This window comes from Amycolatopsis echigonensis (genome assembly GCF_014174495.1).
In the GTDB taxonomy this organism is placed as follows: domain Bacteria; phylum Actinomycetota; class Actinomycetes; order Mycobacteriales; family Pseudonocardiaceae; genus Amycolatopsis; species Amycolatopsis echigonensis.
Map to the genome: position 1 here is coordinate 1 of NZ_JACJHR010000038.1, position 24,315 is coordinate 24,315.

General features: G+C 71.1%; 23 protein-coding genes. 15 read left to right on the forward strand and 8 right to left on the reverse strand.

The window, feature by feature from the left end; genetic code table 11:
* Positions 1 to 100: 100 nt before the first annotated feature.
* Positions 101 to 763, reverse strand: a complete 663-nt coding sequence (locus H5411_RS24925; protein ID WP_183125205.1) for a GntR family transcriptional regulator — start codon at positions 761 to 763, stop codon at positions 101 to 103.
* 71 nt (positions 764 to 834) lie between these two features.
* Here H5411_RS24925 and H5411_RS24930 point away from each other — a divergent pair, with 71 nt between their 5' ends.
* The 8 genes from H5411_RS24930 (at position 835) to H5411_RS24965 (ending at position 10,407) form a co-directional block, all read left to right on the forward strand.
* Complete coding sequence (locus H5411_RS24930) at positions 835 to 2,079, forward strand: sarcosine oxidase subunit beta family protein (RefSeq protein ID WP_101439802.1); 1,245 nt, start codon at positions 835 to 837, stop codon at positions 2,077 to 2,079.
* An 8-nt stretch (positions 2,080 to 2,087) separates the two neighbouring features.
* Complete coding sequence (locus H5411_RS24935) at positions 2,088 to 2,366, forward strand: sarcosine oxidase subunit delta (RefSeq protein WP_009078042.1); 279 nt, start codon at positions 2,088 to 2,090, stop codon at positions 2,364 to 2,366.
* Positions 2,363 to 5,152 (forward strand): 2Fe-2S iron-sulfur cluster-binding protein, encoded by a 2,790-nt coding sequence (locus tag H5411_RS24940; RefSeq protein ID WP_183125206.1) that lies wholly within the window; start codon positions 2,363 to 2,365, stop codon positions 5,150 to 5,152. Before H5411_RS24935 ends, H5411_RS24940 begins: the two co-directional genes overlap by 4 nt.
* The gene (locus tag H5411_RS24945; RefSeq protein ID WP_101439804.1) at positions 5,142 to 5,693 is read left to right on the forward strand and encodes a sarcosine oxidase subunit gamma; all 552 of its coding nucleotides are present in this window, start codon (positions 5,142 to 5,144) and stop codon (positions 5,691 to 5,693) included. Before H5411_RS24940 ends, H5411_RS24945 begins: the two co-directional genes overlap by 11 nt.
* Positions 5,690 to 6,535 carry a formyltetrahydrofolate deformylase gene (purU, locus tag H5411_RS24950; protein ID WP_101439805.1) on the forward strand — a complete coding sequence of 282 codons (846 nt, stop codon included), beginning with the start codon at positions 5,690 to 5,692 and terminating at the stop codon, positions 6,533 to 6,535. The genes H5411_RS24945 and purU overlap by 4 nt, the downstream gene beginning before the upstream one ends.
* Positions 6,536 to 6,555: 20 nt before the next feature.
* Complete coding sequence (locus H5411_RS24955; RefSeq protein WP_183125207.1) at positions 6,556 to 8,979, forward strand: GcvT family protein; 2,424 nt, start codon at positions 6,556 to 6,558, stop codon at positions 8,977 to 8,979.
* Positions 8,980 to 8,997: 18 nt separating this feature from the next.
* Positions 8,998 to 9,480: a hypothetical protein gene (locus tag H5411_RS24960; protein WP_101439807.1), complete on the forward strand. Its 483-nt coding sequence runs from the start codon at positions 8,998 to 9,000 to the stop codon at positions 9,478 to 9,480.
* A gap of 138 nt (positions 9,481 to 9,618) precedes the next feature.
* Positions 9,619 to 10,407, forward strand: a complete 789-nt coding sequence (locus tag H5411_RS24965; RefSeq protein ID WP_101439808.1) for an aldo/keto reductase — start codon at positions 9,619 to 9,621, stop codon at positions 10,405 to 10,407.
* A gap of 98 nt (positions 10,408 to 10,505) precedes the next feature.
* On the opposite strand, the gene H5411_RS24970 is transcribed toward H5411_RS24965, so the two are convergent.
* The 6 genes from H5411_RS24970 to H5411_RS24995 form a co-directional block, all read right to left on the reverse strand.
* Positions 10,506 to 11,192, reverse strand: a complete 687-nt coding sequence (locus tag H5411_RS24970; protein WP_183125208.1) for a substrate-binding domain-containing protein — start codon at positions 11,190 to 11,192, stop codon at positions 10,506 to 10,508.
* Between the two features lie 89 nt (positions 11,193 to 11,281).
* Entirely contained in the window at positions 11,282 to 12,217 is a 936-nt protein-coding gene (locus tag H5411_RS24975; RefSeq protein ID WP_101439810.1) for a 3-methyladenine DNA glycosylase, read from the reverse strand.
* 82 nt (positions 12,218 to 12,299) lie between these two features.
* Complete coding sequence (locus H5411_RS24980; protein WP_101439811.1) at positions 12,300 to 13,343, reverse strand: hemolysin family protein; 1,044 nt, start codon at positions 13,341 to 13,343, stop codon at positions 12,300 to 12,302.
* Positions 13,340 to 14,662, reverse strand: coding sequence for a hemolysin family protein (locus tag H5411_RS24985; RefSeq protein ID WP_460431574.1), 1,323 nt, complete (start codon positions 14,660 to 14,662; stop codon positions 13,340 to 13,342). Before H5411_RS24985 ends, H5411_RS24980 begins: the two co-directional genes overlap by 4 nt.
* Before the next feature lie 351 nt (positions 14,663 to 15,013).
* Positions 15,014 to 15,166 carry a hypothetical protein gene (locus H5411_RS47795; protein WP_244194867.1) on the reverse strand — a complete coding sequence of 51 codons (153 nt, stop codon included), beginning with the start codon at positions 15,164 to 15,166 and terminating at the stop codon, positions 15,014 to 15,016.
* Between the two features lie 39 nt (positions 15,167 to 15,205).
* Positions 15,206 to 15,793, reverse strand: coding sequence for a TetR/AcrR family transcriptional regulator (locus H5411_RS24995; RefSeq protein WP_009078063.1), 588 nt, complete (start codon positions 15,791 to 15,793; stop codon positions 15,206 to 15,208).
* A gap of 183 nt (positions 15,794 to 15,976) precedes the next feature.
* On the opposite strand from H5411_RS24995, the gene H5411_RS25000 reads away from it, so the two are divergent.
* Genes H5411_RS25000 through pip form a run of 4 tightly spaced genes read left to right on the forward strand, consistent with a single transcriptional unit; the run spans position 15,977 to position 18,840 of the window.
* Entirely contained in the window at positions 15,977 to 16,309 is a 333-nt protein-coding gene (locus H5411_RS25000) for a hypothetical protein (protein ID WP_101439813.1), read from the forward strand.
* A gap of 34 nt (positions 16,310 to 16,343) precedes the next feature.
* Positions 16,344 to 17,129 carry a WXG100 family type VII secretion target gene (locus H5411_RS25005; RefSeq protein ID WP_158242567.1) on the forward strand — a complete coding sequence of 262 codons (786 nt, stop codon included), beginning with the start codon at positions 16,344 to 16,346 and terminating at the stop codon, positions 17,127 to 17,129.
* A 24-nt stretch (positions 17,130 to 17,153) separates the two neighbouring features.
* Positions 17,154 to 17,882, forward strand: a complete 729-nt coding sequence (locus H5411_RS25010) for an ESX secretion-associated protein EspG (RefSeq protein WP_183125234.1) — start codon at positions 17,154 to 17,156, stop codon at positions 17,880 to 17,882.
* 10 nt (positions 17,883 to 17,892) lie between these two features.
* Positions 17,893 to 18,840 carry a prolyl aminopeptidase gene (gene pip / locus H5411_RS25015; protein ID WP_101439815.1) on the forward strand — a complete coding sequence of 316 codons (948 nt, stop codon included), beginning with the start codon at positions 17,893 to 17,895 and terminating at the stop codon, positions 18,838 to 18,840.
* Between the two features lie 354 nt (positions 18,841 to 19,194).
* Here pip and H5411_RS25020 read toward each other — a convergent pair whose 3' ends face one another.
* On the reverse strand, positions 19,195 to 20,394 hold the full coding sequence (locus H5411_RS25020) for a Glu/Leu/Phe/Val dehydrogenase dimerization domain-containing protein (protein ID WP_101439816.1): 1,200 nt from the start codon (positions 20,392 to 20,394) through the stop codon (positions 19,195 to 19,197).
* A gap of 120 nt (positions 20,395 to 20,514) precedes the next feature.
* Between H5411_RS25020 and H5411_RS25025 the strand changes: the two genes are divergently transcribed.
* The 3 genes from H5411_RS25025 to egtB all read left to right on the forward strand — a co-directional run bounded on the left by H5411_RS25025 (position 20,515) and on the right by egtB (position 24,314).
* Positions 20,515 to 21,441 (forward strand): LysR family transcriptional regulator, encoded by a 927-nt coding sequence (locus tag H5411_RS25025; RefSeq protein ID WP_101439817.1) that lies wholly within the window; start codon positions 20,515 to 20,517, stop codon positions 21,439 to 21,441.
* A 198-nt stretch (positions 21,442 to 21,639) separates the two neighbouring features.
* A complete protein-coding gene (locus H5411_RS25030; protein ID WP_183125209.1) occupies positions 21,640 to 22,902 on the forward strand; it encodes a glutamate-cysteine ligase family protein in 1,263 nt (420 codons plus the stop codon).
* A 62-nt stretch (positions 22,903 to 22,964) separates the two neighbouring features.
* Positions 22,965 to 24,314, forward strand: a complete 1,350-nt coding sequence (gene egtB, locus H5411_RS25035) for an ergothioneine biosynthesis protein EgtB (protein ID WP_183125210.1) — start codon at positions 22,965 to 22,967, stop codon at positions 24,312 to 24,314.
* Position 24,315 lies beyond the last annotated feature (1 nt).

The following is a 24,315-nucleotide window of genomic DNA, read 5'->3' on the forward strand; positions in this document are numbered from 1 at the left end:
CGGCTCGCGGTGCCTTCCGCTCGGGGATCGATTCCCCGATGCTGCCGGGGCCGACGCCGCCGGAGTGTCCAGATTCCTGGACACTTCCGGTGCGGGCCGGTCAGATCAGCGCGCGGATCGCTTCCTCGAAACCGGTCACGTGGTCGAGCGTCAGCGCCGAAGCCTTCTTCGCGTCGCCCTCGGCGATCGCCGTCAGCAGCGGCGAATGCTCGTCCACGTGCCCGGCCATGCCGCGCAGCCGGGGGAGGAACACGCACCAGATCCGGGTCGCGAGGTTGTCGTAGTGGATCAGGGTGTCCTCGAAGAACGGATTGTGCACGCAGGCGTAGATCGCGCGGTGGAGTTCGAGGTCGGTGCGCAGGAGTTCGGCGTTTTCCTTCGGGGTGGCCGAATCCAGCTGATCGCGCAGCTCCACCAGCCGTGCCCGGTCGGCGTCGGTCGCCCGGGTCGCGGCGGACGCGGCGGCCGTCGGCTCGAGGGTGCGCCGGACCTCGGAGATGTGCGCGAGGTCGGAGATGTTGACGTCCGTGGCGAACGTGCCGCGGCGCGGGTACGCGACCACGAGGCGTTCGGTCTCGAGCCGTTTCAGCGCTTCGCGGATCGGCGTGCGGCCCATGCCGAGCGCGGTGCCCGCCCATTCCTCGTTGATCGGGTCGCCCGGCTTGATGTCGAGCATGACGAGACAGTCGCGCAGGAACTCGTAGGCGCGTTCGGCCAGCGACGGGGCGGCGGCCGGGATGACGTGGTTGACCGGGGTGCTCACCCGGCATACTCTACAGCGAAGATTGATATATCAGTAGTCGACCAGTTGTCCGATACGGGAGGCCAGCCGGAATGACCACGACGGACCAGTCCCGTCCCCCGGGCGCGGACCTTCCGGACCACCCGGATTTCCTGTGGCGGGACCCGGAGCCGCGGCGCGCGTACGACGTCGTCGTGGTGGGCGGCGGCGGGCACGGCCTCGCGACCGCCTACTACCTCGCCAAGGTGCACGGCATCACGAACGTTGCGGTGCTGGAGAAGGGCTGGCTCGCCGGCGGGAACATGGCCCGCAACACGACGATCATCCGCTCGAACTACCTGTGGGACGAAAGCTCCGGCATCTACGAGCATTCGCTGAAGCTGTGGGAGGGCCTCGAAGAAGACCTCGGCTACCCGATCCTGTTCAGCCAGCGCGGCGTGCTCAACCTCGCGCACAGCCTGCAGGACGTCCGCGACAGCGTGCGCCGGGTGAACGCCAACCGGCTCAACGGGATCGACGCGGAATGGGTCGACGCGGACGGGGTCAAGGAACTCTGCCCGATCGTCAACACCTCGCCGGACGTGCGCTACCCGGTGCTCGGCGCGACCTACCAGCCGCGCGCCGGGATCGCCAAACACGATTACGTGGCTTGGGGTTTCGCCCGCGCGGCCGCCGCGATGGGCGTCGACCTGATCCAGAACTGCGAGGTCACCGGCATCGAAACGCGGGACGGCAAGGTCGTCGGCCTCGACACGAGCCGGGGCCGGATCGCCGCCGGGAAGGTCGCGCTGTGCGCGGCCGGGCACAGTTCGGTGCTGGCGAAGATGGCCGGGATCGACCTGCCGCTGGTGTCGCATCCGCTGCAGGCGCTCGTGTCGGAACTGCTCGAACCGGTGCACCCGACGGTGGTGATGTCGAACGCCGTGCACGTCTACGTTTCCCAGGCGCACAAGGGAGAACTCGTGATGGGCGCGGGCATCGACTCCTACGCCGGCTACGGCCAGCGCGGCGCGTTCCACATCATCGAGGACCAGATGGCCGCCGCGCTGGAGTTGTTCCCGGTGTTCGCGCGGGCGCACCTGCTGCGGACCTGGGCGGGCATCGTCGACGTGACCCCGGACGCGTCGCCGATCGTCGGGCTGACCCCGGTGGAGAACCTCTACCTGAACTGCGGGTGGGGGACCGGCGGGTTCAAGGCCACGCCGGGCGTCGGCGACTGCTTCGCGCACACCGTCGCGAAGGGCAAGCCCCATCCGTACGCCGAACCGTTCACCCTCGACCGGTTCACCACCGGCGCGCTCGTCGACGAGCACGGCGCCGCCGCCGTCGCGCATTAGGAGCAACTGTGCAGCTGATTCCCTGCCCCTGGTGCGGTCCCCGCGAGGAGACCGAATTCCACTACGGCGGCCAAGCCCACGTCGCGTACCCGCAGGACCCGGCGGCGCTGTCGGACGAGGAGTGGGCGAAGTACGTCTTCTTCCGCGCCAACCCGAGCGGCCCGCTCGCCGAGCGCTGGACGCACAGCGCGGGCTGCCGGCGCTGGTTCAACGCCGTCCGCGACACCCGCACCCACGAACTCGCGGCGGTCTACCGCCTCGACGAACCCCGGCCGGTGATCCCATGACCTTCCGCCTTCCCAGCGGCGGCCACGTCGACCGCGACACCCAGCTTCAGTTCACCTTCGACGGCCGCGTCCTCACCGGACATCCCGGCGACACGCTCGCGTCCGCGCTCCTGGCCCACGGCGTGCACCAGGTCGCCCGGAGCGTCAAGCTCGGCCGCCCGCGCGGCATCATGGCGGCGGGCGTCGAAGAGCCGAACGCGTTGGTGCAGCTGGAAAAGCCGTTCCCCGAGCCGATGCAGACCGCCACCACCGTCGAGCTGTACGACGGCCTGGTCGCGCGCAGCCTGTCCGGCCAGGGCCGGTTGGCGACCGAACCGGACCCGGCGCGGTACGACGCGAAACACCTGCACTGCGACGTGCTCGTGGTCGGCGCCGGTCCGGCCGGGCTCGTCGCGGCCCGGACCGCGGCACGCGCCGGAGCCCGCGTGGTGCTGGTGGACGACCAGCCCGAACCCGGCGGTTCCCTGCTCGGCTCGAACGAGTACCTCGACCTCAAGCCCGCCGTCGAATGGGCCCGCGCGATCGCCGACGAACTCCGCGCGACGCCGGACGTGGAAGTGCTCGACCGGACCACCGCGTTCGGCGCCTACGACGACGGTTTCGTCCTGGCCGTGCAGCACCGGACGTCCGGCGCGGCCCGGCAGCGCGTATGGCGGATCCGCGCGCGGCAGACGGTCCTCGCGACCGGCGCGCACGAGCGTCCGATCGTGTTCCCGGACAACGACCGCCCCGGCATCCTCCTCGCCGGCGCCGCGCGGACTTACCTGCACCGGTACGGCGTCCTGCCCGGCCGTCGCGCGGTGGTGTTCACGATGGACGATTCCGCCTACGCGACGGCGATCGACCTCGCCGACGCCGGCGTGGAAGTCCCGCTGGTGGTCGACGTTCGTCCGGCCGCGCCGGAAAACTGGGCCGCCGTCTGTGCGGAACGGGGCGTCGAGGTCCGGACCGGGGCCGCGGTCACCGCGACCGATGGCGCCGAGCGCGTCACCGGTGTCCGCGTCACCGGGGAGCTGGTCCCATGCGACACGCTCCTGGTCTCGGGCGGCTGGACGCCTGCCGTCCACCTGTTCAGCCAGCAGCGCGGTGCCCTGCGCTACGAACCCGCGCTCGGCGCGTATCTCCCGGACGGCGACCTTCCGGCCGCTCGGGTAGCGGGCAGTGCCAACGGCACGCTGGATTTCGCCGGTTGCGTGCGAGAAGGCCGGACCGCCGCCGAAAAAGCGCTCGCCGGAGCCGGAATCGAGGCACCGGCGGAAATCCCGCTCCCGGTCTCCGACGCTCGGCCGCGCGAGCTTCCGCCCGCCGTCGAATGGCAGATCCCCGGCGCGGAGTCCGATGCGGACACCCGCTTCGTCGACCTGCAGCGCGACGCCACCGTTTCCGACGTGCTCCGCGCGACCGGCGCGGGGCTCACCTCGCTGGAGCACGTCAAGCGCTACACCACCATCGGCACGGCGCACGACCAGGGCAAGACCTCCGGCATGCTCGCCGCCGGGATCACCGCCGAAGCCCTCGGCGTCGACCTCGCCGACCGCCGCCCGACCACCTACCGCCCGCCGTACACGCCGGTCGCCTTCGCCGCTTTGGCCGGACGCAACCGCGGCGAGCTGCACGACCCGGTCCGCGTCACCGCGCTGCATTCCTGGCACGTCGAGCACGGCGCGGAGTTCGAGAACGTCGGCCAGTGGAAGCGCCCGTGGTACTACCCGCAGCCGGGGGAGGACCTGCACGCAGCGGTCCGGCGGGAGTGCATTGCCGCCCGCACTGACGTGGCCATGATGGACGGTTCGACGCTCGGCAAGATCGATGTCCAAGGCCCGGACGCCGCCGAATTCCTCGACCTGCTCTACACGAACATGATGAGCACGCTCAAGGTCGGCCGGATCCGGTACGGCGTGATGTGCGGAGTGGACGGCATGGTCATCGACGACGGCACCGTCATCCGCGTGGCCGAGGACCGCTTCCTGGTCACCACGACGACCGGCAATGCCGCGATGGTGCTGGACTGGATGGAGGAGTGGCTGCAGACCGAGTGGCCGCACCTGCGCGTGTTCGCCACCTCGGTCACCGAGCACTGGGCGACAGTCGCGCTCGTGGGCCCGCGTTCGCGCGAGGTGCTGGCCGGGCTGGCACCGGAGCTGGACGTCAGCAACGACGCCTTCGGCTTCATGACCTGGCGCGACGCCGAAGTGGCCGGGATCGCCGCGCGAGTGTGCCGGATCAGCTTCTCCGGCGAGCTGGCGTATGAGATCAACGTGCCGTCCTGGTACGGCCTGGCGCTCTGGGAAGCGTTGGCGGAGCAGGGAATCACCCCGTACGGCACCGAAACCATGCACGTCCTGCGCGCGGAGAAGGGCTACCCGATCATCGGCCAGGACACCGACGGCACCGTCACCCCGCAGGACCTCGGCATGAGCTGGGCGGTGTCCAAGAAGAAGGCGGACTTCCTCGGCAAACGGTCCTTCTCGCGGGCGGAAAACCAGCGGCCGGACCGCAAGCAGTTCGTCGGCCTGCTTCCGGTCGATCCCACTGTGCTGCTGCCGGAGGGCGCGCAGGTCATCGAAACCGCGCACGTGCCGAAGCCGCCGGTCCGCATGCTCGGCCACGTCACCTCCAGCTACCCGAGCGCCGCACTGGACCGCACCTTCGCGCTCGCCCTCGTCCGCTCCGGCCGGGAGCGGATCGGGGAGACGCTGTATGTCGCGGACGGCGACGAGGTGGTGCCGGTGACGGTGACCGAATCCGTGCTCTACGACAAGGAGGGGACCCGCCGTGACGGCTAAGACCCTGTCTCCGCTCGCGGAGCACGCGGGCCTGCTCGCCAGCTGCGCGCCCGCCGTGCTCGCCGAAGAACGACCGTTCCTCTCGCAGCTCAACGTCCGCATCCGCGAAGGCCACGACGCCGCCGCAGCCGTGCTCGGCACCGCGCTGCCGGACGTGTGCCGGTTCACCAGCGGCATCGGAGACGTGCTGTGGCTCGGCCCGGACGAGTACCTCGTGCTCGGTGCTCCGGAAGGCACCGAAGCCGCGCTGCGGGAAGCGATCACCGTCGGCGCGGTCACCGACGTGTCGGCGCAGCGCACCACGGTGCGGCTGGCCGGGCCGGCGGCTCGCGACGTCCTGGCGCATGGCTGCGCGATCGACCTCCACCCGAAGGCCGCGCCGCCGGGCACCTGCGTCCAGACGTTGTACGCCCGCACCGGAATCGTCCTGCTGGTGCGGGAAGCGGGCGAGTTCACCGTGCTCGTGCGCCAGTCGTTCGCCCCCTACTTCGCCGCCTGGCTCGCCGACGCGGCGCTGGAATACCGAGAGGAGGAGTCTTGACCCAGTTCACCTTGACCCTGCACTGCCCCGAGCGCTCCGGGATCGTGCACGCCGTGACGACGTTCCTCGTGAGCAACGGCTGCGACATCGTCGAGCACCAGCAGTTCGACGACGACGTGCACGGGGAACTGTTCCTGCGCACCGAATTCACCTGCGCCGGTCCGGCCACAGTGGACGATCTGACCCGCGAGTTCGACCTGGTCGCCCGGGACTACGCCATGCGGTACCGGTTCTCCGACCGCACCCCGGACCGGCTGCTGGTGATGGTGTCGAAGGCCGGGCACTGCCTCAACGACCTCCTCTTCCGCTGGCGCGCGGGCGCGCTCGGCGCGGAAATCGCGCTCGTGGCGTCCAACCACGAGGACCTGCGCCCGATGGCCGAGGCCGCCGGGCTGCCGTTCGTGCACATCCCGGTGACGCCCGAGACCAAGGCGGAGGCCGAACAGCGCCTGCTGGACCTGGTGCGGGAGCACGACATCGACCTCGTCGTGCTGGCCCGGTACATGCAGGTCCTCTCGGACGAGCTGTGCCAGAAGCTGCAGGGCCGCGCGATCAACATCCACCACTCGTTCCTGCCCGGGTTCAAGGGAGCGAAACCGTACGCGCAGGCCTACGACCGGGGCGTGAAGTACGTCGGCGCGACCGCGCACTACGTGACTCCCGAACTCGACGAAGGCCCGATCATCGAACAAGAGGTGCAGCGGGTCGACCACACCCACTCGCCGCGCGCGCTCGCGACCGTCGGCCGCGACGCCGAAGCCCTCGCGCTTTCCCGCGCGGTGCGCTGGCACTGCGAACGGCGCGTCCTCCTCAACGGCAACCGGACCGTCGTCTTCCGCTGACCTACTCCCAGGGAGTTCTCATGACCCGTGTCGTGATCATCGGCGCCGGAATCGTGGGCGCGAACCTCGCCGACGAGCTGACCCTGCGCGGCTGGACCGACGTCACCGTGCTCGACCAGGGCCCGCTGCCGCTGACCGGCGGTTCGACGTCACACGCGCCCGGACTGGTGTTCCAGACCAACCCGTCGAAGGCGATGACCGAGTTCGCCGGCTACACCGTCCGCAAACTGCTCGACCTGGGCTGTTTCCACCAGGTCGGCGGCATGGAGGTGGCCAGCACCGCGGCGCGGTGGGAGGACCTGAAACGCAAGCACGGCTGGGCGACGTCGTGGGGCGTCGGCGCGTACCTGATCGACCCGGACGAATGCGTCCGGCGCTGGCCGATGCTCGACCAGAACCAGATCTTCGGCTCGCTGTACGTCCCGACCGACGGGCTCGCTGTCGCCTCGCGCGCGGTGGAGGAGCTGATCAAACGGGCGTCGTCGCGCGGCGCGCGGTTCGCCGGCTCGACCCGGGTGACCGGCATCGAGCAGGCGAACGGCCGCGTCACCGGCGTGAAGACTCACGACGGGGAGATTCCGGCGGACATCGTGGTGTCCTGCGCCGGATTCTGGGGCCGGGAGATCGGCGAGATGGCCGGCATGACCGTGCCGCTGCTGCCGCTGGCCCACCAGTACGCGAAGACCGGCCAGCTCGCCGAACTGGCCGGAGCCGACCCGGTGCGCCCGGCGCTGCCGATCCTGCGCCATCAGGACCAGGACCTCTACTTCCGCCAGCACGGCGACCGGCTCGGCATCGGCTCGTACGCGCACCGCCCGATGCCGGTGGACACCTTCGCTGAACCCGGCGAGGTGACCGCGTCCGCGATGCCGTCGATGCTGCCGTTCACCGAGGACGATTTCGCGCCGTCGTGGGAGGAGAGCAAGCTGCTGCTGCCCGCGCTCGGGCGGACCAAGGCGGAGGAGGGCTTCAACGGCATCTTCTCCTTCACCCCGGACGGCGGTTCTCTCGTCGGCGAATCCTCGGACGTGCGCGGATTCTGGATCGCCGAGGCCATCTGGGTCACGCATTCGGCGGGCATCGCGAAGGCGGTCGCGGAGTCTATTGTGGACGGCCGCTCCGAAACCGATCTGCACGAGCTGGACGTGCACCGGTTCGAGGACGTCCAGCTGGCCCCGGAGTACATCCGGGAAACCGCGCAGCAGAACTTCGTGGAGATCTACGACGTGCTGCACCCGCTGCAGCCCCGGCTTTCGCCGCGCGACCTGCGGGTCAGCCCGTTCCACGCCCGCCAGCGCGAGCTGGGCGCGGTGTTCCTGGAGGCGGGCGGCTGGGAACGGCCGCACTGGTTCGAGGCCAACGCGTCGCTGCTGAAAGACTTGCCGCACGACTTCCTCCCGCCCGCGCGCGACGCCTGGGCCGGGCAGTTCCATTCGCCGATCGTGGCGGCGGAGGCCTGGCACACCCGAAACGGCGTCGCGATGTACGACATGACCCCGCTCAAGCGCGTCGAGGTCAGCGGCCCGGGTTCGCTGGAGTTCCTGCAGGGGCTCACGACGAACCAGCTGGCGAAGTCGGTCGGCTCGGTGACTTACACGCTGATGCTCGACGACGCGGGCGGCGTCCGCAGCGACATCACGGTGGCACGGCTGGAACCGGAGCTGTTCCAGGTCGGCATCAACGGCAACATCGACGTCGCGTACCTCCGCAGCCGGGCCCCGGAAGGCGTCCGGGTCCAGGACACCACCGGCGGCACCTGCTGCGTCGGCGTCTGGGGTCCGCTCGCCCGCGACCTGGTGCAACCGCTGTCGGCGGAAGACCTTTCGCACACCGGGCTCAAGTACTTCCGCGGCCGCCGGGCCCGGATCGCCGGGGTGCCGGTGACGATCCTGCGACTGTCCTATGTGGGCGAGCTCGGCTGGGAGATCTACACCTCCGCGGACAACGGCCAGCGCCTGTGGGACGCGTTGTGGCGCGCCGGGCAGCCGCTGGGCGTGATCGCGGCCGGGCGCGGTGCGTTCAACAGCCTCCGGCTGGAGAAGGGCTACCGGCTGTGGGGGACCGACATGACCACCGAGCACGACCCGTACGAGGCCGGGGTCGGGTTCGCGGTGCGTCCGGCGAAGGGCGACTTCGTCGGTCGGGCAGCCATCGACGGTCGCAGCGAAGGAACCTCGGCGCGGCGGCTGCGTTGCCTCACCGTGGACGACGGGCGGACTGTCGTGCTGGGCAAGGAACCGGTGTTCGTGGACGGCACCCCGGCGGGTTACGTCACGAGCGCGGCCTACGGCTACACGATCGGCCGCCCCATCGCCTACGCCTGGCTGCCGGGCTCGGTCGGGATCGGCGACCAGGTGCAGATCGAGTACTTCGGACGGCGGGTCGCCGCGACAGTGGCCGCGGAACCGCTGGTCGACCCCGGGATGGAGCGCATCCGGCGCTGAACGCGAAGGAGGCCCGCCATGCGGGACCAGATCGTGAGCGACTTCCTGAACACCCTCGCCCGGCCCGCGATCCCGGCTCCGGCCGGGGCCACGGTCGCGGCTCTCGCCCTCGCCCAGGCGGCGGCCCTGCTGAGCCGGGCCGCCGGCGGCGATGCGGAAGCGGACCACCTGACGCGCCATGCGTTGCGGCTGGCGGAAATCGACGCCCACGCCGTCACGCACGACGTCCCCGACCGCGCCCAGCCCGCCGCGGATGTGGTCGCCGCGGCGGGGGAGGTCGTCCGGGTGGCGGAACGCCTGTTGTCCACTGTGGACTCCGCGGCGCTGGCGGACGTCTCCGCGGCCGCGGAAATGGCGCGTTCCTCCGCGATGACCGCACGAGTCGCGGTCGAGGCCCGGCACGGCGTCCTGCTCGCCGCGGAGCCGGACGAGGTCGCCGAGAGAGCCGCCCGGGTCACGGAGGCGGTGCGGGCCCGTGAAGGACTCCTCGAAGGAATCTGATTCCCTCAAGGGGCCCTTCACGGACGTCGGGCGGCGGATTGCGGCAGGGGGCGCAAGCGGCGGCGACCAGGGAATGGCAAGATCTCCGGTGTTCCCCAGGAGACCTGTTCCCGAGAACACCGCAGTGAGGATCGCCGCATGGCTGTGCCGCCCCTGCTCACGCTGAACAACTCGGTCGCCATCCCGCAGCTCGGACTCGGCATGTACCAGGTCCGGCCCGACCAGGTCGCGAAGGTCGTCGCGACGGCGTTCGACGCCGGGTACCGCAGCATCGACACCGCCGCCATGTACGGCAACGAGGCCGAGGTCGGCGCGGCGGTGCGGGAGTCCGGGTTGCCGCGCGAGGACGTCTTCGTCACCACCAAGGTCTGGAACACCGACCACGGCTACGACAACACCCTGCGCGCGTTCGACCGCAGCGCCGAGGCGCTCGGCCTGGGCCCGGTCGACCTGTACCTGATCCATTGGCCGAAACCGGAGCTGGACCGCTACGTCGAGACCTGGCGCGCGCTCGAACGGCTGCTGAACGAGGGCCGGGTGCGGGCGATCGGCGTGTCGAACTTCGGCATCGACCATCTGCGGCGCCTGCTCGACGAGACCGACGTCGTGCCGGTGGTGAACCAGGTCGAACTGCACCCGTGGCAGCAGCAGGCCCCGCTGCGCGCGTTCCACGCCGAGCACGGCATCGCGACCGAGGCGTGGAGCCCGCTGGCCCGCGGCAGGCACCTGAACGACCGGGTGGTCACCTCGCTGGCGGCGAAGTACGGGAAGACGCCCGCCCAGCTGGTGCTGCGCTGGCATCTGCAGCAGGGCATCATCACGATCCCGAAATCGGCGACCCCCTCGCGGATCCGGGAGAACGCGGACGTGTTCGACTTCGAACTGGCCGAGGACGACCTGCTGGCGCTGGCCGAACTCGACTCCTGAGAGGCCTCGCCCGCCAGCCGCTAGCCCGGCCCCGCCCCGAACGCACAGCGCCGCCCCGGCCCGGGTGCGGGCGGAGGCGGCGCTGGTGCGGTCAGGGATCAGGAGGCGCGGATGCCCGCCGCCGCGAAGTCGGCCAGCTGCGCCGGTTCCTTCAGGAACGCCCGGAAGCTCTGCGTGCCGCGCTGCTGGACCTCGTCGATCGACGTGCCGGACAGGCCGACGAACGGGTAGTCCGCGGGCGGGCCGGAGCCGATCGGCATCGCGGGCGAGCCGATGACGTCGGGCTTGGCCTTCGACAGCTGGGTGATCCAGTACGACGATTCGGGGATCCAGCCGTCGGGCAGGCCGCCGATGGAGTCGAGCGAGGACTTGCCGGTGAGCGCGGTCAGCACGTCGGACGCGGGCTTGCTCTGCACGGCTACGTGCACGCAGCTGCCGTGCACCTGCGTCAGGTCCTGGTTCCACCGCGCCGCCGCGGCCTCGACCGGCTTGGCGATCTGCGGGGTCACCACGATCCGGACGTCGGTGCGGCCGCCGTTGCAGCTGGCGGCCTGCGCCTCGGCGCGGTTGTTGAGCACGCTGTCGGCCCAGTTCCAGCCGACGACGCCGAGCGCGGCGAGCACCACGAGCCCCAGGGCCACGAGCGGCCACTTCGCGATCCGCCTGCGCGGCGCCTTCTTGGCGACGATCCGGTGCGAGCCGGTCGTCTCGCTGCGGCCGGCGGGCCGCTTGGGCGGATCGAGGGGATGCGGCACCGGCTCCTCGGGCAGGCTGTGACGCCCCATCGTTGTCCTTTCGTGATGTGCACAACACGCTCAGTCATGCAATCGAATCGTTATCACTCTATCAGGCCAGCGACCTGCAGTGAATACCGTTACGCAGAGTTGCCGGTTCCGTGGTCCAGCGACTTCGGCACGGGTTCCGGCGGCTTCGCCGGGTCGGCGAGAAGCGCGCGGCAGAGGCCGATCAGGCGGGCCCGCAGCGGCGCGGCCCGCTCGGCGAATCCGGCTTGGGCACGGGCGTAGGAGGCCCGCCCTTCGGCGGTCTCGATCGGCACCGGCCGGTAGCCGTAGTCCGACAGATCGTACGGGCTGGCCCGCATGTCCAGTTCACGGACGTCCGCGGCGAGCGCAAAACAGTCGCCGACCAGCTCGGCGGGCACGAACGGATCGAGCTTGTACGCCCATTTGAACAGATCCATGTTCGCGTGCAGGCAGCCCGGCTGCTCCAGCTCGACCTGCGCTTCCCGAGTCGGCGCGAGCGTGTTGCGCGGCCGTGCCGGAGCGGTGAAGAACCGGAACGCGTCGTAGTGCCCGCACCGGATGTCCATCGATTCCACGACCTCGTCGGTCCTCGCCGACCCGAGCCGCAGCGGGACCTGCGCGTGCCGCACCGAGTCCGCGGGCTCGCGGTAGACCATGGCCCACTCGTGCAGTCCGAAGCAGCTCAGCCGCGGCGACCGGGACGCCGTGGCCGACAGCAGCTTCAGCACGAACTCGGCGGTGCGCGCCCGGCGGCCCGTGAAAGCCGCCGGGTCGAGCATCACTCCGGCCTCGGTCTCGACGTAGGCCGGACGCTCGAGGAACCGCCGGGCCGACGGCCCCGCGAGCACCACGCCCGGACCCGGCTGCCAGCGTTCGAGGTGGCCGGGCCGATGCGAGTAGTAGGTGAACAGGAAATCCAGCACCGGATGCTTCTCGCCGCGCGCCCGGCGTTCCTGGTGCGGCCCGGTCCACGCGCGCATCCGCTCGGCGTGCGCTCGCTCCCGGGCCTGCCAGTCCGCCTCGGCGAGCACCATCGGCGCACTCATGCCGCCGCCTCCTTGGCGAGTTTCACGCTGGTCATCGGGGAGGCGGCGGCATGAGTGCTGATGATTCGCTGGCAAGCTGCGCTCATGCCGCCACGTGGGTGCCGTCGCGCACGGTGCCCACGTATTCCTCGACGAGATCTTCCAGCGCCACCACGCCGACGGCCGCGCCGGAAGCGTCGAGCGCCCGCGCGAGGTGGCTGCCTTCCTTGCGCATGGCCGAAAGCGCGACGTCGAGCCGCGCGTCCGACCGCAGTTCGGTGAGCGCCCGCGTCTTGTCGTCCGGTATCACCGTGCCGGGGTCCTGGCCGACGAGGTCGAGAACGTCCTTGACGTGGATGTAGCCGGTGAGCGAACCGTCCTCGGTGCACACGGGGAACCGCGAGAACCCGGTGGTGGACACCGCGCGCTCGACGTCGCCGAGCGTCGGCCCGCAAGGGAGCGTCCTGAGTTCCGAGGTGGGCACCAGAACGTCCGCGACGGTCTTGGCGACCGACGACAGCGTCTGCGAAAGCCGCTGGTGCTCGGACTGGTCGAGCAGGCCCTCCTGGCGCGATTCGCTGAGCAGTTCGGCCAGTTCGTCGGAGCTGTACGCGGTTTCCAGCTCGTCCTTCGGCTCGACCTTCATCAGACGCAGCAAGGAGTTCGCGGCGAAGTTGAGGAACGCGATGACCGGGTTCGCCACCTTCACCCACGCCACGTGCACCGGCACGAGCCACAGCGCCAGCCGCTCCGGCTCGGCGATCGCGAGGTTCTTCGGCACCATCTCGCCGATCAGCACGTGCAGCATCGTGATGAACGCCAGCGCGATCGCGAACGAGATCGGGTGCAGCAGCTCGTCGGGCAGGCCGAGCAGGTCGAAGAACCCGGACAGCCGGTGCGCGACCGCGGGCTCGCCGAGGCGGCCGAGCAGCAGCGAGCAGATGGTGATCCCGAGCTGGGCCCCGGCGAGCATCCGCGACACGTGCTTGCTCGCGTTGATGACGATCTGCGCACGCGTCTTTCCCTGTTCCAGCAACGCTTCCAGCCGGTCGCGGCGCGACGAGATCAGCGTGAATTCCGCGCCCACGAAGAACGCGTTGGCCAGCAGCAGGACCACGACGAGGGCGATGTTCAGCCAGTCGCTCACGCGGTCACCTCGCGTTCGGCCGGGCGGACCTGGACCTCGGCGACGCGGTGCCGGTCCATGCTGGTGACCGCGAGCCGCCAGCCGTCGACCTCGACTTCGTCGCCCTCGGCCGGGATGGCGCCGAGGCGCTCCAGGATCAGGCCGGCGATCGTTTCGTAGTCGCCCTCGGGCATCCGGAAGCCGGTGACGTCCCGGACCTCGTCCGCGCGCAGCTGCCCGGACACGAGCCAGCGGTCCGCGCCGAGCTGCTGCGCGGCCGGGGCCTCGCGCTCGTCGTGCTCGTCGCGGACGTCGCCGATGATCTCCTCGACCACGTCCTCCAGCGTGACCAGCCCGGCGGTGCCGCCGTACTCGTCCACCACGATCGCGAGCTGGAAGCGCGAATCGCGCAGCCGGTTCAGCAGATCGTCGCCGGGAAGCGACTCCGGCACCGTCGGCACCGGGCGCATCGCCGAGCGGATCCGGGTGGTCGCGCGGTCCGCGGCGGGGACGGCGAACGCCTGTTTGACGTGCACCGCGCCCTGGACGTCGTCGAGATCCTCGGTGTAGACCGGGAACCGCGAGAACCCGGTGCGCCGGGAGATGTCGATCAGGTCGTCGATCGTGTCGTCGACGGTGAGCGATTCGACCTGCACGCGCGGGGTCATCAGCTCGTCCGCGGTGCGGTCGCCGAAGCGCAGCGACCGGTCCAGCAGCTCCGCGGTGGAGGTGTCGAGCTTCCCGCTTTCCGCGCTGGAGCGGACGATCGAGCCCAGCTCCTGCGGCGACCGCGCCGAACGGAGCTCCTCCTGCGGCTCGATGCCGAACTTGCGGACGAGGAAGTTCGCGCTGTTGTTCATCAGCGTGATGAGCCAGCGGAACAGCGCGGAGAACCGGGCGTGGTAGCCGGAAACGGCGCGGGCGGTCGGCAGCGGCCGGGCGATCGCGATGTTCTTCGGCACCATCTCGCCGAGGATCATCGACAGGAACGTGGCCAGCACCAGCGCGACCGCCACCGCGACCCCGGCCGCCGCCGAAGCGGGCAGGCCCATCGCGTCGAGCAGCGGGCGGACGAGGTCGCCGATGAGCGGTTCGGCGAGGAAACCGGTGACCAGCGTGGTGAGCGTGATCGCGACCTGCGCGCCGGACAGCTGGAAGCTCAGCGTGCGGTGCGCCTTCTGCACCGTGCGCGAACGCTTGTCACCGACCTGGCGGACGTTCGCGTCGACCGTGCTGCGCTCGAGCGCGGTCAGCGAGAACTCGGCGGCCACGGCGAGGCCGGTGCCGATCGTGAGGAGGAGGAAGAGCAGCACGCCGAGCACGGAAAGCAGGACGTGGATCACGGCGCACCGGCCGGAACGGCGGAACGGACGGCAGGCGGGAAGCCGGGTCGTCGGAGACCCGGCCCGGTACTGTCACCGGGCGATGGCGCAGCGCGCACGGATGGAAGTCACTCCTCGGGAGAACTGGGTTGTAGTGCGACGATGCCGACAATCGTACCGGGTCCGGGCAGCCGCGCCGCGACAGGACGCGAACCCGGCTCCGGGTTTTCCGCCCCGCCAGGGCGGGGGACAGCGGCTCGGCCAGCGGTGTCGCGGCCAGGTCGCGCGGTGCTCCGCTCGGCGGGCGAGTTCGGGGAGTTACGGAAAACACGCCGCGCGGAGGCGTCGGGCTCTGTCCACTGTGGTGTTTCAGCGCGGCCGACGGCCCAGCAAGGCCACGAGGGGGCCGACCTCCTCGAGCGTCGCTCCGGCGCGCAGATGCGGTACCCAGAGTTGTTCGACGGTCAGATGGTTCACCAGATCGCGTACCGATGCGCTGCCGTGGGCGGCGAGGAGATCCACGGCGCACAGTTCACCCGAACCCGGCGGTCGCGCGGGTGCCTAGCCGCGCGCGCCCGGCCGGTGGCGCCGCACGGTTTCTTCGACCAGGTCGAGCACCGGGCCGAGATCGTCGCCGGGCAGGCCCATCGCGAGGTGCGAGACGAGCCCTTCGAGCACGAGTTCCAGGAACGCGGTGAGCACGCTGACGTCGACGTCGTCGCGCAGGTTGCCGGCCTTGCGCTGCCATTCGAGACGGTCGCGGGTGGCCTCGGTCAGCTGCTGCGAGCGTTCCGCCCACCGGCCGCGGAACTCCGGGTCGGTGCGCAGCCGCCGGGACACCTCCAGCCGGGTGCCGAGCCAGTCCGCCGGGTGTTCGCTGTTCCCGGCCAGCAGGTCGCGCATGACCTGGACCAGGCCCTGTTCGGCGACGACGTCGGCCATCCGCACCGCGTCGTCCTCGGCGAGGGCGAGGAAGAGCGATTCCTTGTCGCGGAAGTGGTGGAAGATGGCCCCGCGCGACAATCCGGTCGCTTCTTCGAGGCGGCGTACTGTGGCGCCCTCGTAGCCGTAGCGTGCGAAGCACACGCGCGAGCCGTCGAGGATCTGCCGGCGGCGTGCGTCGAGGTGATCCTGGCTGACCCGTGGCATCCTGAAATCCTGACATCGCGGACCGGGTTCTCGCAATCCGTACGTACGTACTGTGACGTGACGGGGGAACGGATGCGCGCGGTCACACTGCCGGGTTCTCGGCTGACACGACCGTGCCGGTTGACTACGCTGTGCACATCACGACTGCACCTCACGACGTGAGCACCGGGAAAGGGAGCGGCCTTGGTCATCGGCGAGTCGGGCCGTGCGCGGGGCGGTTTCGCCATGGACGCGGCGGAGCTGACCGCCGTCATCCGGCTGTGGGAGGACCAGCTCGGCAAGATCGCCGCCGACGGCCGAGCGATCGACGAGATCCTCGAGGTCTTCGCGGCTCCCGGCGCCGACCCGGCGAGCGCGGAGTACGCCGCCGCCGGCGCGGACTCCCTGCGCACGCTGCGCGACCAGAACGAGGCGCTGCACCGGTACGCCGCCGGATACCTCGACAAGCTGCGCACCGCGCGGGACCGGACAGCCGAGGCGGACCGGGCCGGCGCCGATCTCGGCCGCGGCCGGTAAGCGGACGATCCCGGCTGCGCACGAAGGGAACCAGGTGGACGGCAAGCAGATCTTCGACAACTTCCGCGGCGGCGACACGTCCGGGTTGCGTGCTGCCGCGGCGAAGGTCCAGGAGCTTTCCGCGGCGTACCTGGAGCGCGCACAGAGCGTGAAAGAGCTGCAGGAGCGGATGGTGCGGTCGTGGACCGGCGACTCCGCGGACGCGGCGAAGGCGGGCGCGGGACCGGTCGAGGCCGGGTTCCGGGAGTCCGCCGATCCGCTCGACCTCACCAGCGCGTCGATGGACACCCAGGCCAGCAGCTTCGAAAGCTCGCGGCACGCGGTCGTCGAGGTGCCGCCGCGGCCGGAGCGGCCGCAGCCGTGGGCCGGGCCGCTGCAGGCGGTGCTGCCCGCGTCGGCCGCGCCAGCGTCCTTTCAGGACGGAATCGACCGGTTCCACGCCGCGAACGAGAACAACGTCCGGGTGATGGAGCAGTACCACGGCGTCACGGTGAACACGAAACGCGTGCTGCCGAAGCAATACGGCCCGATCGTGCCCGATGCCGCCGCGATCCGCCGGACCTCTCCGGACAGCACGACCACGCAGGCCGCGGCGAGCCACGACCGGAACGGCCCCGGCGCCGCGGTGCTCCCCGCTCCGGTGAGCGAACCGTCCCAGCGCGGCTCGGGACCGGCCGTCGGCGGCGCTCCGGCCGCACCGGGTAGTCCCGGCGACGGCCTGCACTGGCGGCCGGACTATCTCCTCGAGCCCGATCCGGAGGGCGTTTTCGGCCTCGACGGTTCGGCGACCCTGCCGGTTCTCGGCGACGAGGAGGAGTAGCCGGTGGCCGATCCGGCGGGACGAGTGGACGTCCCGGTCGAAGCGCTCGCGGCGCTGGCCGAACGCGAGCAGGTGGGGCGCTTGCACGTGACGCTGCGGCCGGATCCGGCGTGGCTGTCGGAAACCGAGCGCGACGAAGCGGCCAAACGGGTGGACGACGCGCTGGCGGTGGCCGGACTGGTCGACTCGCGCGGCCGGGCCACGATGGACTTCCTCGACTGGCTGCCGCTGCTCGTGCGCCCGGTCGTCGAGTACTACGGCTGGGTCGCGACCGGCGACCGCACATACGGCGTGCTCGCCGCGGCGAGCGGATTGCAGGCGGTGCTCGCGGTGTCGGACGGCGAACACGTCGGAGTGCAGGAGATCGACCGCGAGCGCGTGCTGGAAACGCTCGTCGAACAGTTGCCGGCGGTCGGCCCGGGCGGCGGGCAGGTGCGCAGCGTGCGCGTCGCGGACCTGACCGAAGCCGCCCGGCGCGGCGAGGACGCTTTTCCGTTGGACCCGGTGCTGTCGGACGTGCTAACTCTGGTGCAGCGTCCGGTGCACGGCAGCGGAGAACTGTATGCGGGACGGCGCGACGACGTCGGCCGGTACGTCCGGCTGGAAGAACCATTGCACTACGCGGACACGGACTGGGGCCGGTACCTGAGCTACACCGTCGGGGCCGGGCCGGACGCGGAAATCCGGATCGGGCCGGCCGGCCCGGCTGAACTCTGCGGTGCGCTGCGGGCTCTGGAGCGCACCCTGAACTGAGGGGAACGCGGTGCGCTATCCGGAAATCGAGCCGTACGACAGCGGGATGCTCGACGTCGGCGACGGGCACCAGGTGTACTGGGAAACCTGCGGCGACCCCGACGGCAAACCCGTAGCGGTCCTGCACGGCGGCCCGGGAACCGGCTGCAGCGAAGGAATGCGCCGGTTCTTCGATCCGGAGCGCTACCGGATTGTCCTGCTGGACCAGCGCGGCAGCGGCCGCAGCACCCCGCACGCGGGCGACAGTGTCGAGGCGCTGAAGGCGAACACCGCCAGCCACCTGATCAGCGATTTCGAATTGCTGCGGGAAAAACTGGGAATCGAACGCTGGCAGCTTTTCGGCGGTTCCTGGGGCTGCGTGCTAGGCCTGACTTACGCGGTGCGGCATCCGGAGCGGGTGACCGAAATCGTCATGATGGGCCTGGCCACCGACCGCCAGATCGAAATCGACCACCTGACCGGCGGCCTGGGCGAAATGTTCCCGGAGGCCTTCGCCCGATTCCGCGAAGGCGTACCGGAAAACGACCGAGACGGCGACCTGGCCGCGGCCTACTGCCGCCTGCTGACGGACCCGGACCCGGCAGTCCACGAGGCCGCCGCGCAAGCTTGGTGCGCTTGGGAAACCGCCATGCTGCCCGGCGTCCCGCCCTCCCCGAAATTCGACGACCCGAGGTTCCGCCTGGGCTTCGCCCGCCTGGTCACCCACTACTTTTCGCAAGGCTGCTTTCTGGAAGACGGCGCCATCCTTCGCGACGCACATCGGCTGGCCGGAATCCCCGTCGTCCTGGTGCAAGGCGTCCTGGATCTGAGCAGCCTGGTCGGCACCCCCTGGCTCCTGGAACGCGCGATTCCCGACGCAGAACTGATCCTCGTCAGCGGCGCGGGCCACACCACCGCCGTCCCCTCGATGGAAGAAGCCCTGATCGGCGCGACGGACAAATTCGCCACCCGTCCGTGAAGGGGCCCTTCACGGACGTGGATTCCCTGAAGGAGCCCTTCACGACCCGCAAGCGTTTCGGCGACACACCGAACGCGGCATCGGGGCGCCAGCCCCGGCCGCGAACCGCAGCCGACCTTCCCCAGCCCGCGCCGACTCACCGCCAAAACCGCAGCCAACCCACTCAACAGATCCAGGCACCCACACCACCCCCGCACCCCGATACGAAGCCTCCCTGCGGTCTGGGGGTGCTTGTCAAGGCATCTTTCCCGCCTTGACAAGCACCCCCAGACCGTCAGCACACTCAGGCTTCGGGGTGCCCCACGCACACACCCACCTGCGATGTCGCCGACAGGCGACGAGCCACCCCACCGCTCACGGAATCATCAGCACAGGAGCCCCCTGCGGACTGAGCGCCTCCGCGGTCCGCGCCTCCCGCACCGCCTCAGCCTGCTGCAACGCCGTGACCCGCGGCGGAACCCGGTCCAAATGCCACTCCGCCAACACCAGCGCCACCTTGGCCTGCATCTCCGTCCGGAGCCGCAAGAAGGAATCGGCCGGATCCGCCCCGACCTCCCCGAGGAGCAGCCACCAAGCCCAAGCCGCAGCCCCGGCGTTGGCGATGAAGTCCGGGATCACCGCGACCCCACGCGCCGACAGCGCCGCCTCGGCCTCCGGAGTCGTAGCCGCGTTGGCCGCCTCCACGACCACCTTGGCCTTGACCAGATTCTCGTTGTCCACCCGCAACGCGTACGAAATCGCCGCCGGCACGAAGATGTCCGCGTCAGCCGCCACCACCGCCTCGCGCGGCAGCGACTGGACCCCCTCCGGCAACCGCGCGCGATCGACCTCCCCGAACCGGTCGCGCAGCTCGAGCAGTGCGGGCACATCCAGGCCCTCGGGGTCGTACAACGTCCCCGCGGCGTCCGCGACCGCGACGACCTTCATCCCCGCCTCGTGCAGGTACCAGGCCGCGCCGCCGCCCATCGTGCCGATGCCCTGGATCGCGACAGTCGTCTCCTCAATGCCCCAGCCCCAGGTGTTCGCCGCGCCGAGGCAAGCCTGCGCCACGCCGTAGCCGCCGATCACGTCGCCGAGCAGCTGCCCGCCCGGGACCGGCGCGTTGAGCCCGGCCTGCACCCGGCGGAGCGTGCGTTCGGGATCGGCCGAGCGGCGGATCGCGGCGTGGTACGACTGCTCCAGCCCCAGCGTCGCGAAAACCTCGTCGATGAGGTGCTGCGGCACGCCGAGGTCCTCGGCGGTCACCCAGCTGGCGTCCAGCCACGGGCGCAGAAACTCGCAGAAGCGGGTGAGCACGCCGGTCGCGCGCGGGTCCTTGGGGTCGAAGTCGATGCCGCCCTTCGCGCCGCCGACCGGGAGGTTGAAAGCGGCTGTCTTGTTGGCCATGCCGCGCGCGAGGTCCGCCACCTCGTCGACGGTGCAGCCGGCGCGCATCCGCGTGCCGCCCGTGGCGACGCCGGAGACCAGGCTGTGCACGACCAGGTAGCCGTGCGCACCCGTGACGGGGTCGGTCCACGTGAGCTTCATCAGCGGTTCGGCGATCCGCGGGTCCATCGAGCCACTCACCTCCTCGAGTCCTTGGCGGCGCTGTTCGCCGCCTGCTTTCGAGGGTGGGGCCGGAGCGGGGCCCGCGTCCATTTACCGAATGTGCACGAAGTTGTTTAGGGTTCGTACATGGAGCTTTCGCTGCATCGCTTGAGGATGCTCCGGGAACTGCACCGCAGGGGCACGGTCACCGCGGCCGCGGTGGCGTTGCATTACACCGCTTCGGCGGTATCCCAGCAACTCGCGCAGCTCGAACGCGACGTCGGCGCGAAACTGTTCGAACGGCTCGGCCGCCGGGTGCAGCTGACCGAACTCGGCATGCTGCTCACCGAGCACGCAGAGGACATCCTGAGCTCGGTGGAGCGGGCGACGCTCGCGCTGGAGGAGGCGCAGGGCTCGGTGTCCGCCCGGCTGACCGCGGGCGTCTGGGCGTCGGTCGCGTCCGGTCTGCTGCCGACCGCGCTCACCGCGCTTGCCGCCGACTACCCGGGAATCCAAGTGCGGACGAAGGAACTGGCCCCGGAGGCGACCGCGGAGGCGGTCCGGGACGGCACGCTGGACTTGTCGTTCGTCATCGACTACTCAGACGCCCCGATGGAGCTGAGCGACGGGCTGGAGCGCGCGGTCGTGGCGGTGGAGCGGCTGCACGCGGCGGTCCCGGCGGGCGCGCTGCCGTCCGCCACGGCGCCGCTCGACGCGCTGGCCGAGCACCCGTGGATCCTCGCGAGCCCGAAGTCCCATTTCGGCCGCGCGATCCGGATCGCCTGCCAGCGGCACGGTTTCCAGCCGAAGATCAACCACGAGGTCGAGGAGCAGTCGACCGCGATGGCGATGGTGGGCGCCGGGCTCGGCGTCACCCTGGTGTCGGACCTCGGCCTGCGGTTGCTGCGGCCGCCGGGGATCGACGTGGTCGCGCTCGCCCCGCCGCTGCTGCGGACGGTGTCGATCGCCTACCGGCGCACCGAGATCCGGCGCCCGGCGCTGCACCTGGTGATCGGCGCGGTGCAGGAGGCCGCGGCCGAGCTGGGGCTGGGCACCGAGCCCGCCTTGCCGTGAGCGGGGTGCCCCGGATGGAGCAGCGCCCGCTGTCCCCGCGAGGATGATCCGTTCGGTGAACTCCCAGGTCAGCCTGGATTACGAGTTCCTTATCGGTCGTCGCCGGGGCTTCGCGGCCCTGTTTTTGTCGGACCCCGCGTGTAGCGTCGCGAAGCGACGAGGTCCGGCCCCGCGGACCTCCTGAACGGACGGCGACAGATGACCGCAGTGCACGATTTTCCGGACAGATCCGGGAGTGCGGCGAACCTGACCGCGCGGGTGCTTGCCGACCGCGCGGAAGGGGAGCAGTACGTCGCGTCGGTGTGTTTCAAGCACGGCCCTCCGAGACTGCTCGGCGTGGAGCTGGAGTTCACCGTGCACCATTCCGGCGACCCGGCCCGCCCCCTCGACCCCGACGTCCTCGCCACGGCGCTCGGTCCGCACACCCCGCGGACGCTGCGCCCCGACAGTCCCGCGGTCCCGCTCCCGGCCGGCGCGCCGGTGAGCCTGGAACCCGGGTGCCAGGTGGAGATCTCCGCTCCGCCGCAGGCCTCGCTGCGTGCGCTGCACGCGGCTGTGGAGGCCGATCTCGCTCATCTCACCGCTCTTCTCGCCCGCCACGGCCTCGAACTCGGGGCCGCGGGCATCGACGCGCACCGCCCTCCCCGGCGCGTTCTGCGCACCCCCCGCTACGCCGCCATGGAACGCCGGTTCGCCCCGATCGGGGCGGGCGGCATCACCATGATGTGCAGTACGGCGGGCCTGCAGATCTGCGTGGACGCGGGCGAGGCTCACGAGGTCGCCGCGCGCTGGGCGGCCGCGCACGCGATGGGCCCGCCGCTGCTGGCGCTGTTCGCGAATTCCCGCGTGCACGCCGGATCGGACACCGGATTCGCGTCGGCGCGCTGGCTCGCGGTGCGGGAAACCGAGCCGGTCCGCACGCAGTCGCCCGAGCCCGGCGCGGACCCGGCACGCGAATGGGCCCGCCGGATGATGGACACGCCGCTGATGGTGCTCCCGCGCGGAGAACGGCCGTGGGACGCGCCGGAGGGGCTGACCTTCGCCGAGTGGATCGGCGGCCGGGGCGCGGCCGCCGTGCTGCGCCGTCCGACGGTCGCCGACCTCGACTACCACCTCACCACGATGTTCACCCCGGTGCGGCCGCGGGGCTATCTCGAGCTGAGATACCTGGACGGGCAGCCGCCGGGGGAATGGCTGGCTCCGGTGGCGCTGGTCACCGCGCTGCTGGCGAATCAGTCCACTGTGGACAAAGTGCGCGAGGTGTGCGCGCCGGTGGCCGGCCGCTGGGACGACGCCGCCCGGCGCGGGATGGCCGACACGCAGCTGGCGGCGGTCGCCAGCGAACTGGTGGAGCTGGGCATCGCCGAGCTCCCGGCCGCCGGGCTCCCCGGCGACACCGCGGCCCGGCTCGCCGCCGGGCTGCGCGCCCGGGCCGCCGGGGTGCCGCGCCAATCCCGATGAGCAGGACCGAGAACACCGCCGGGCCGGGTGCCCGGCGAACCGGACTCGAGGAGTCAGGAGCCATGAGCACCATCCCCGAACAGAACCCGCTGCTGGAACTGAGCCCGCAAGACCTGCGGGCGCACGCGGCCGCGGCCCTCACCCGGGCGCGCGAACGCAGCGTGGCCCTCACCGACGCGGTCGACGACGAAGACCTCGTGCGGCAGCATTCGAAACTGATGTCGCCGCTCGTGTGGGACCTCGCGCACATCGGCAGCCAGGAAGAACTGTGGCTGGTCCGCGACGTCGGCGGACGGGAGCCGCTGCGGCCGGACATCGACGACCTCTACGACGCCTTCCAGCACCCCCGCGCCGACCGTCCCGCGCTGCCGCTGCTCGGCCCGGCCGAGGCCCGGGCCTACGTGAAGGAAGTTCGCGAAAAGGCGTTCGACGTCTTGGAAACCGCGCCGCTGGAGGGCAGGCGGCTCACCGAGAGCGCGTTCGCGTTCGGCATGATCACCCAGCACGAACAGCAGCACGACGAGACCATGCTGGCCACCCACCAGCTGCGCAAGGGGGAACCGGTGCTGCACGCCCCGGAGCCCCCGCGCGCGCCCGCCCGGAAGCTGCCCGCCGAGGTGCTCGTGCCCGGCGGCCGGTTCACCATGGGCACCACCGCCGAACCGTGGGCACTGGACAACGAACGCCCGGCGCACGAGGTCGACGTGCCCGCGTTCGTCCTCGACACCACGCCGGTCACCTGCGGGGCGTACGTCGAGTTCCTGGAGTCCGGCGGTTACCACGACCGGCGGTTCTGGAGCGAGCCCGGCTGGGCGTACCGGCAGGAGCACGACATCACCGCGCCCCGGTTTTGGCACCGCGAACCGGACGGCTGGTGGCGCACCCGCTTCGGCGTGCGCGAGCGCGTCCCGGAGAACGAGCCGGTCGTGCACGTCTCTTATTACGAGGCGGACGCGTACGCGCGCTGGGCGGGCAAGCGGCTGCCCACCGAGGCGGAGTGGGAGAAGGCCGCCCGGCACGACTCGGCGAGCGGGCGGTCGCGGCGATTCCCGTGGGGCGACGAGGAACCGACGGCCGAGCACGCCAACCTCGGGCAGCGCCACCTGCGCCCGGCCGAGGCGGGCGCGTATCCGGCCGGCGCGTCGCCGCTGGGCGTGCACCAGCTGATCGGCGACGTCTGGGAGTGGACGAGCACCGATTTCCACGGCTACCCGGGCTTCGCGGCGTTCCCGTACCGGGAGTACTCGGAGGTGTTCTTCGGACCGGAGTACAAGGTCCTGCGCGGCGGGTCGTTCGGCACCGACGCGGCGGCGATCCGGGGCACGTTCCGCAACTGGGACTACCCGATCCGGCGGCAGATCTTCTCCGGATTCCGGTGCGCGCGCGATCCGCGCCCGGGCGAGGCGGGATAGC

What these genes read in the sequence shown, in the direction of transcription:
- H5411_RS24930 (WP_101439802.1), top strand. Translation starts at nt 835, where the DNA reads ATGACCACGACGGACCAGTCCCGTCCCCCGGGCGCGGACCTTCCGGAC.
- H5411_RS24940 (WP_183125206.1), top strand. Translation starts at nt 2,363, where the DNA reads ATGACCTTCCGCCTTCCCAGCGGCGGCCACGTCGACCGCGACACCCAG.
- H5411_RS24955 (WP_183125207.1), top strand. Translation starts at nt 6,556, where the DNA reads ATGACCCGTGTCGTGATCATCGGCGCCGGAATCGTGGGCGCGAACCTC.
- H5411_RS24960 (WP_101439807.1), top strand. Translation starts at nt 8,998, where the DNA reads ATGCGGGACCAGATCGTGAGCGACTTCCTGAACACCCTCGCCCGGCCC.
- H5411_RS24965 (WP_101439808.1), top strand. Translation starts at nt 9,619, where the DNA reads ATGGCTGTGCCGCCCCTGCTCACGCTGAACAACTCGGTCGCCATCCCG.
- H5411_RS24970 (WP_183125208.1), bottom strand. Translation starts at nt 11,192, where the DNA reads ATGGGGCGTCACAGCCTGCCCGAGGAGCCGGTGCCGCATCCCCTCGAT.
- H5411_RS24975 (WP_101439810.1), bottom strand. Translation starts at nt 12,217, where the DNA reads ATGAGTGCGCCGATGGTGCTCGCCGAGGCGGACTGGCAGGCCCGGGAG.
- H5411_RS24995 (WP_009078063.1), bottom strand. Translation starts at nt 15,793, where the DNA reads ATGCCACGGGTCAGCCAGGATCACCTCGACGCACGCCGCCGGCAGATC.
- H5411_RS25020 (WP_101439816.1), bottom strand. Translation starts at nt 20,394, where the DNA reads ATGGACCCGCGGATCGCCGAACCGCTGATGAAGCTCACGTGGACCGAC.
- H5411_RS25025 (WP_101439817.1), top strand. Translation starts at nt 20,515, where the DNA reads ATGGAGCTTTCGCTGCATCGCTTGAGGATGCTCCGGGAACTGCACCGC.
- H5411_RS25030 (WP_183125209.1), top strand. Translation starts at nt 21,640, where the DNA reads ATGACCGCAGTGCACGATTTTCCGGACAGATCCGGGAGTGCGGCGAAC.
- egtB (WP_183125210.1), top strand. Translation starts at nt 22,965, where the DNA reads ATGAGCACCATCCCCGAACAGAACCCGCTGCTGGAACTGAGCCCGCAA.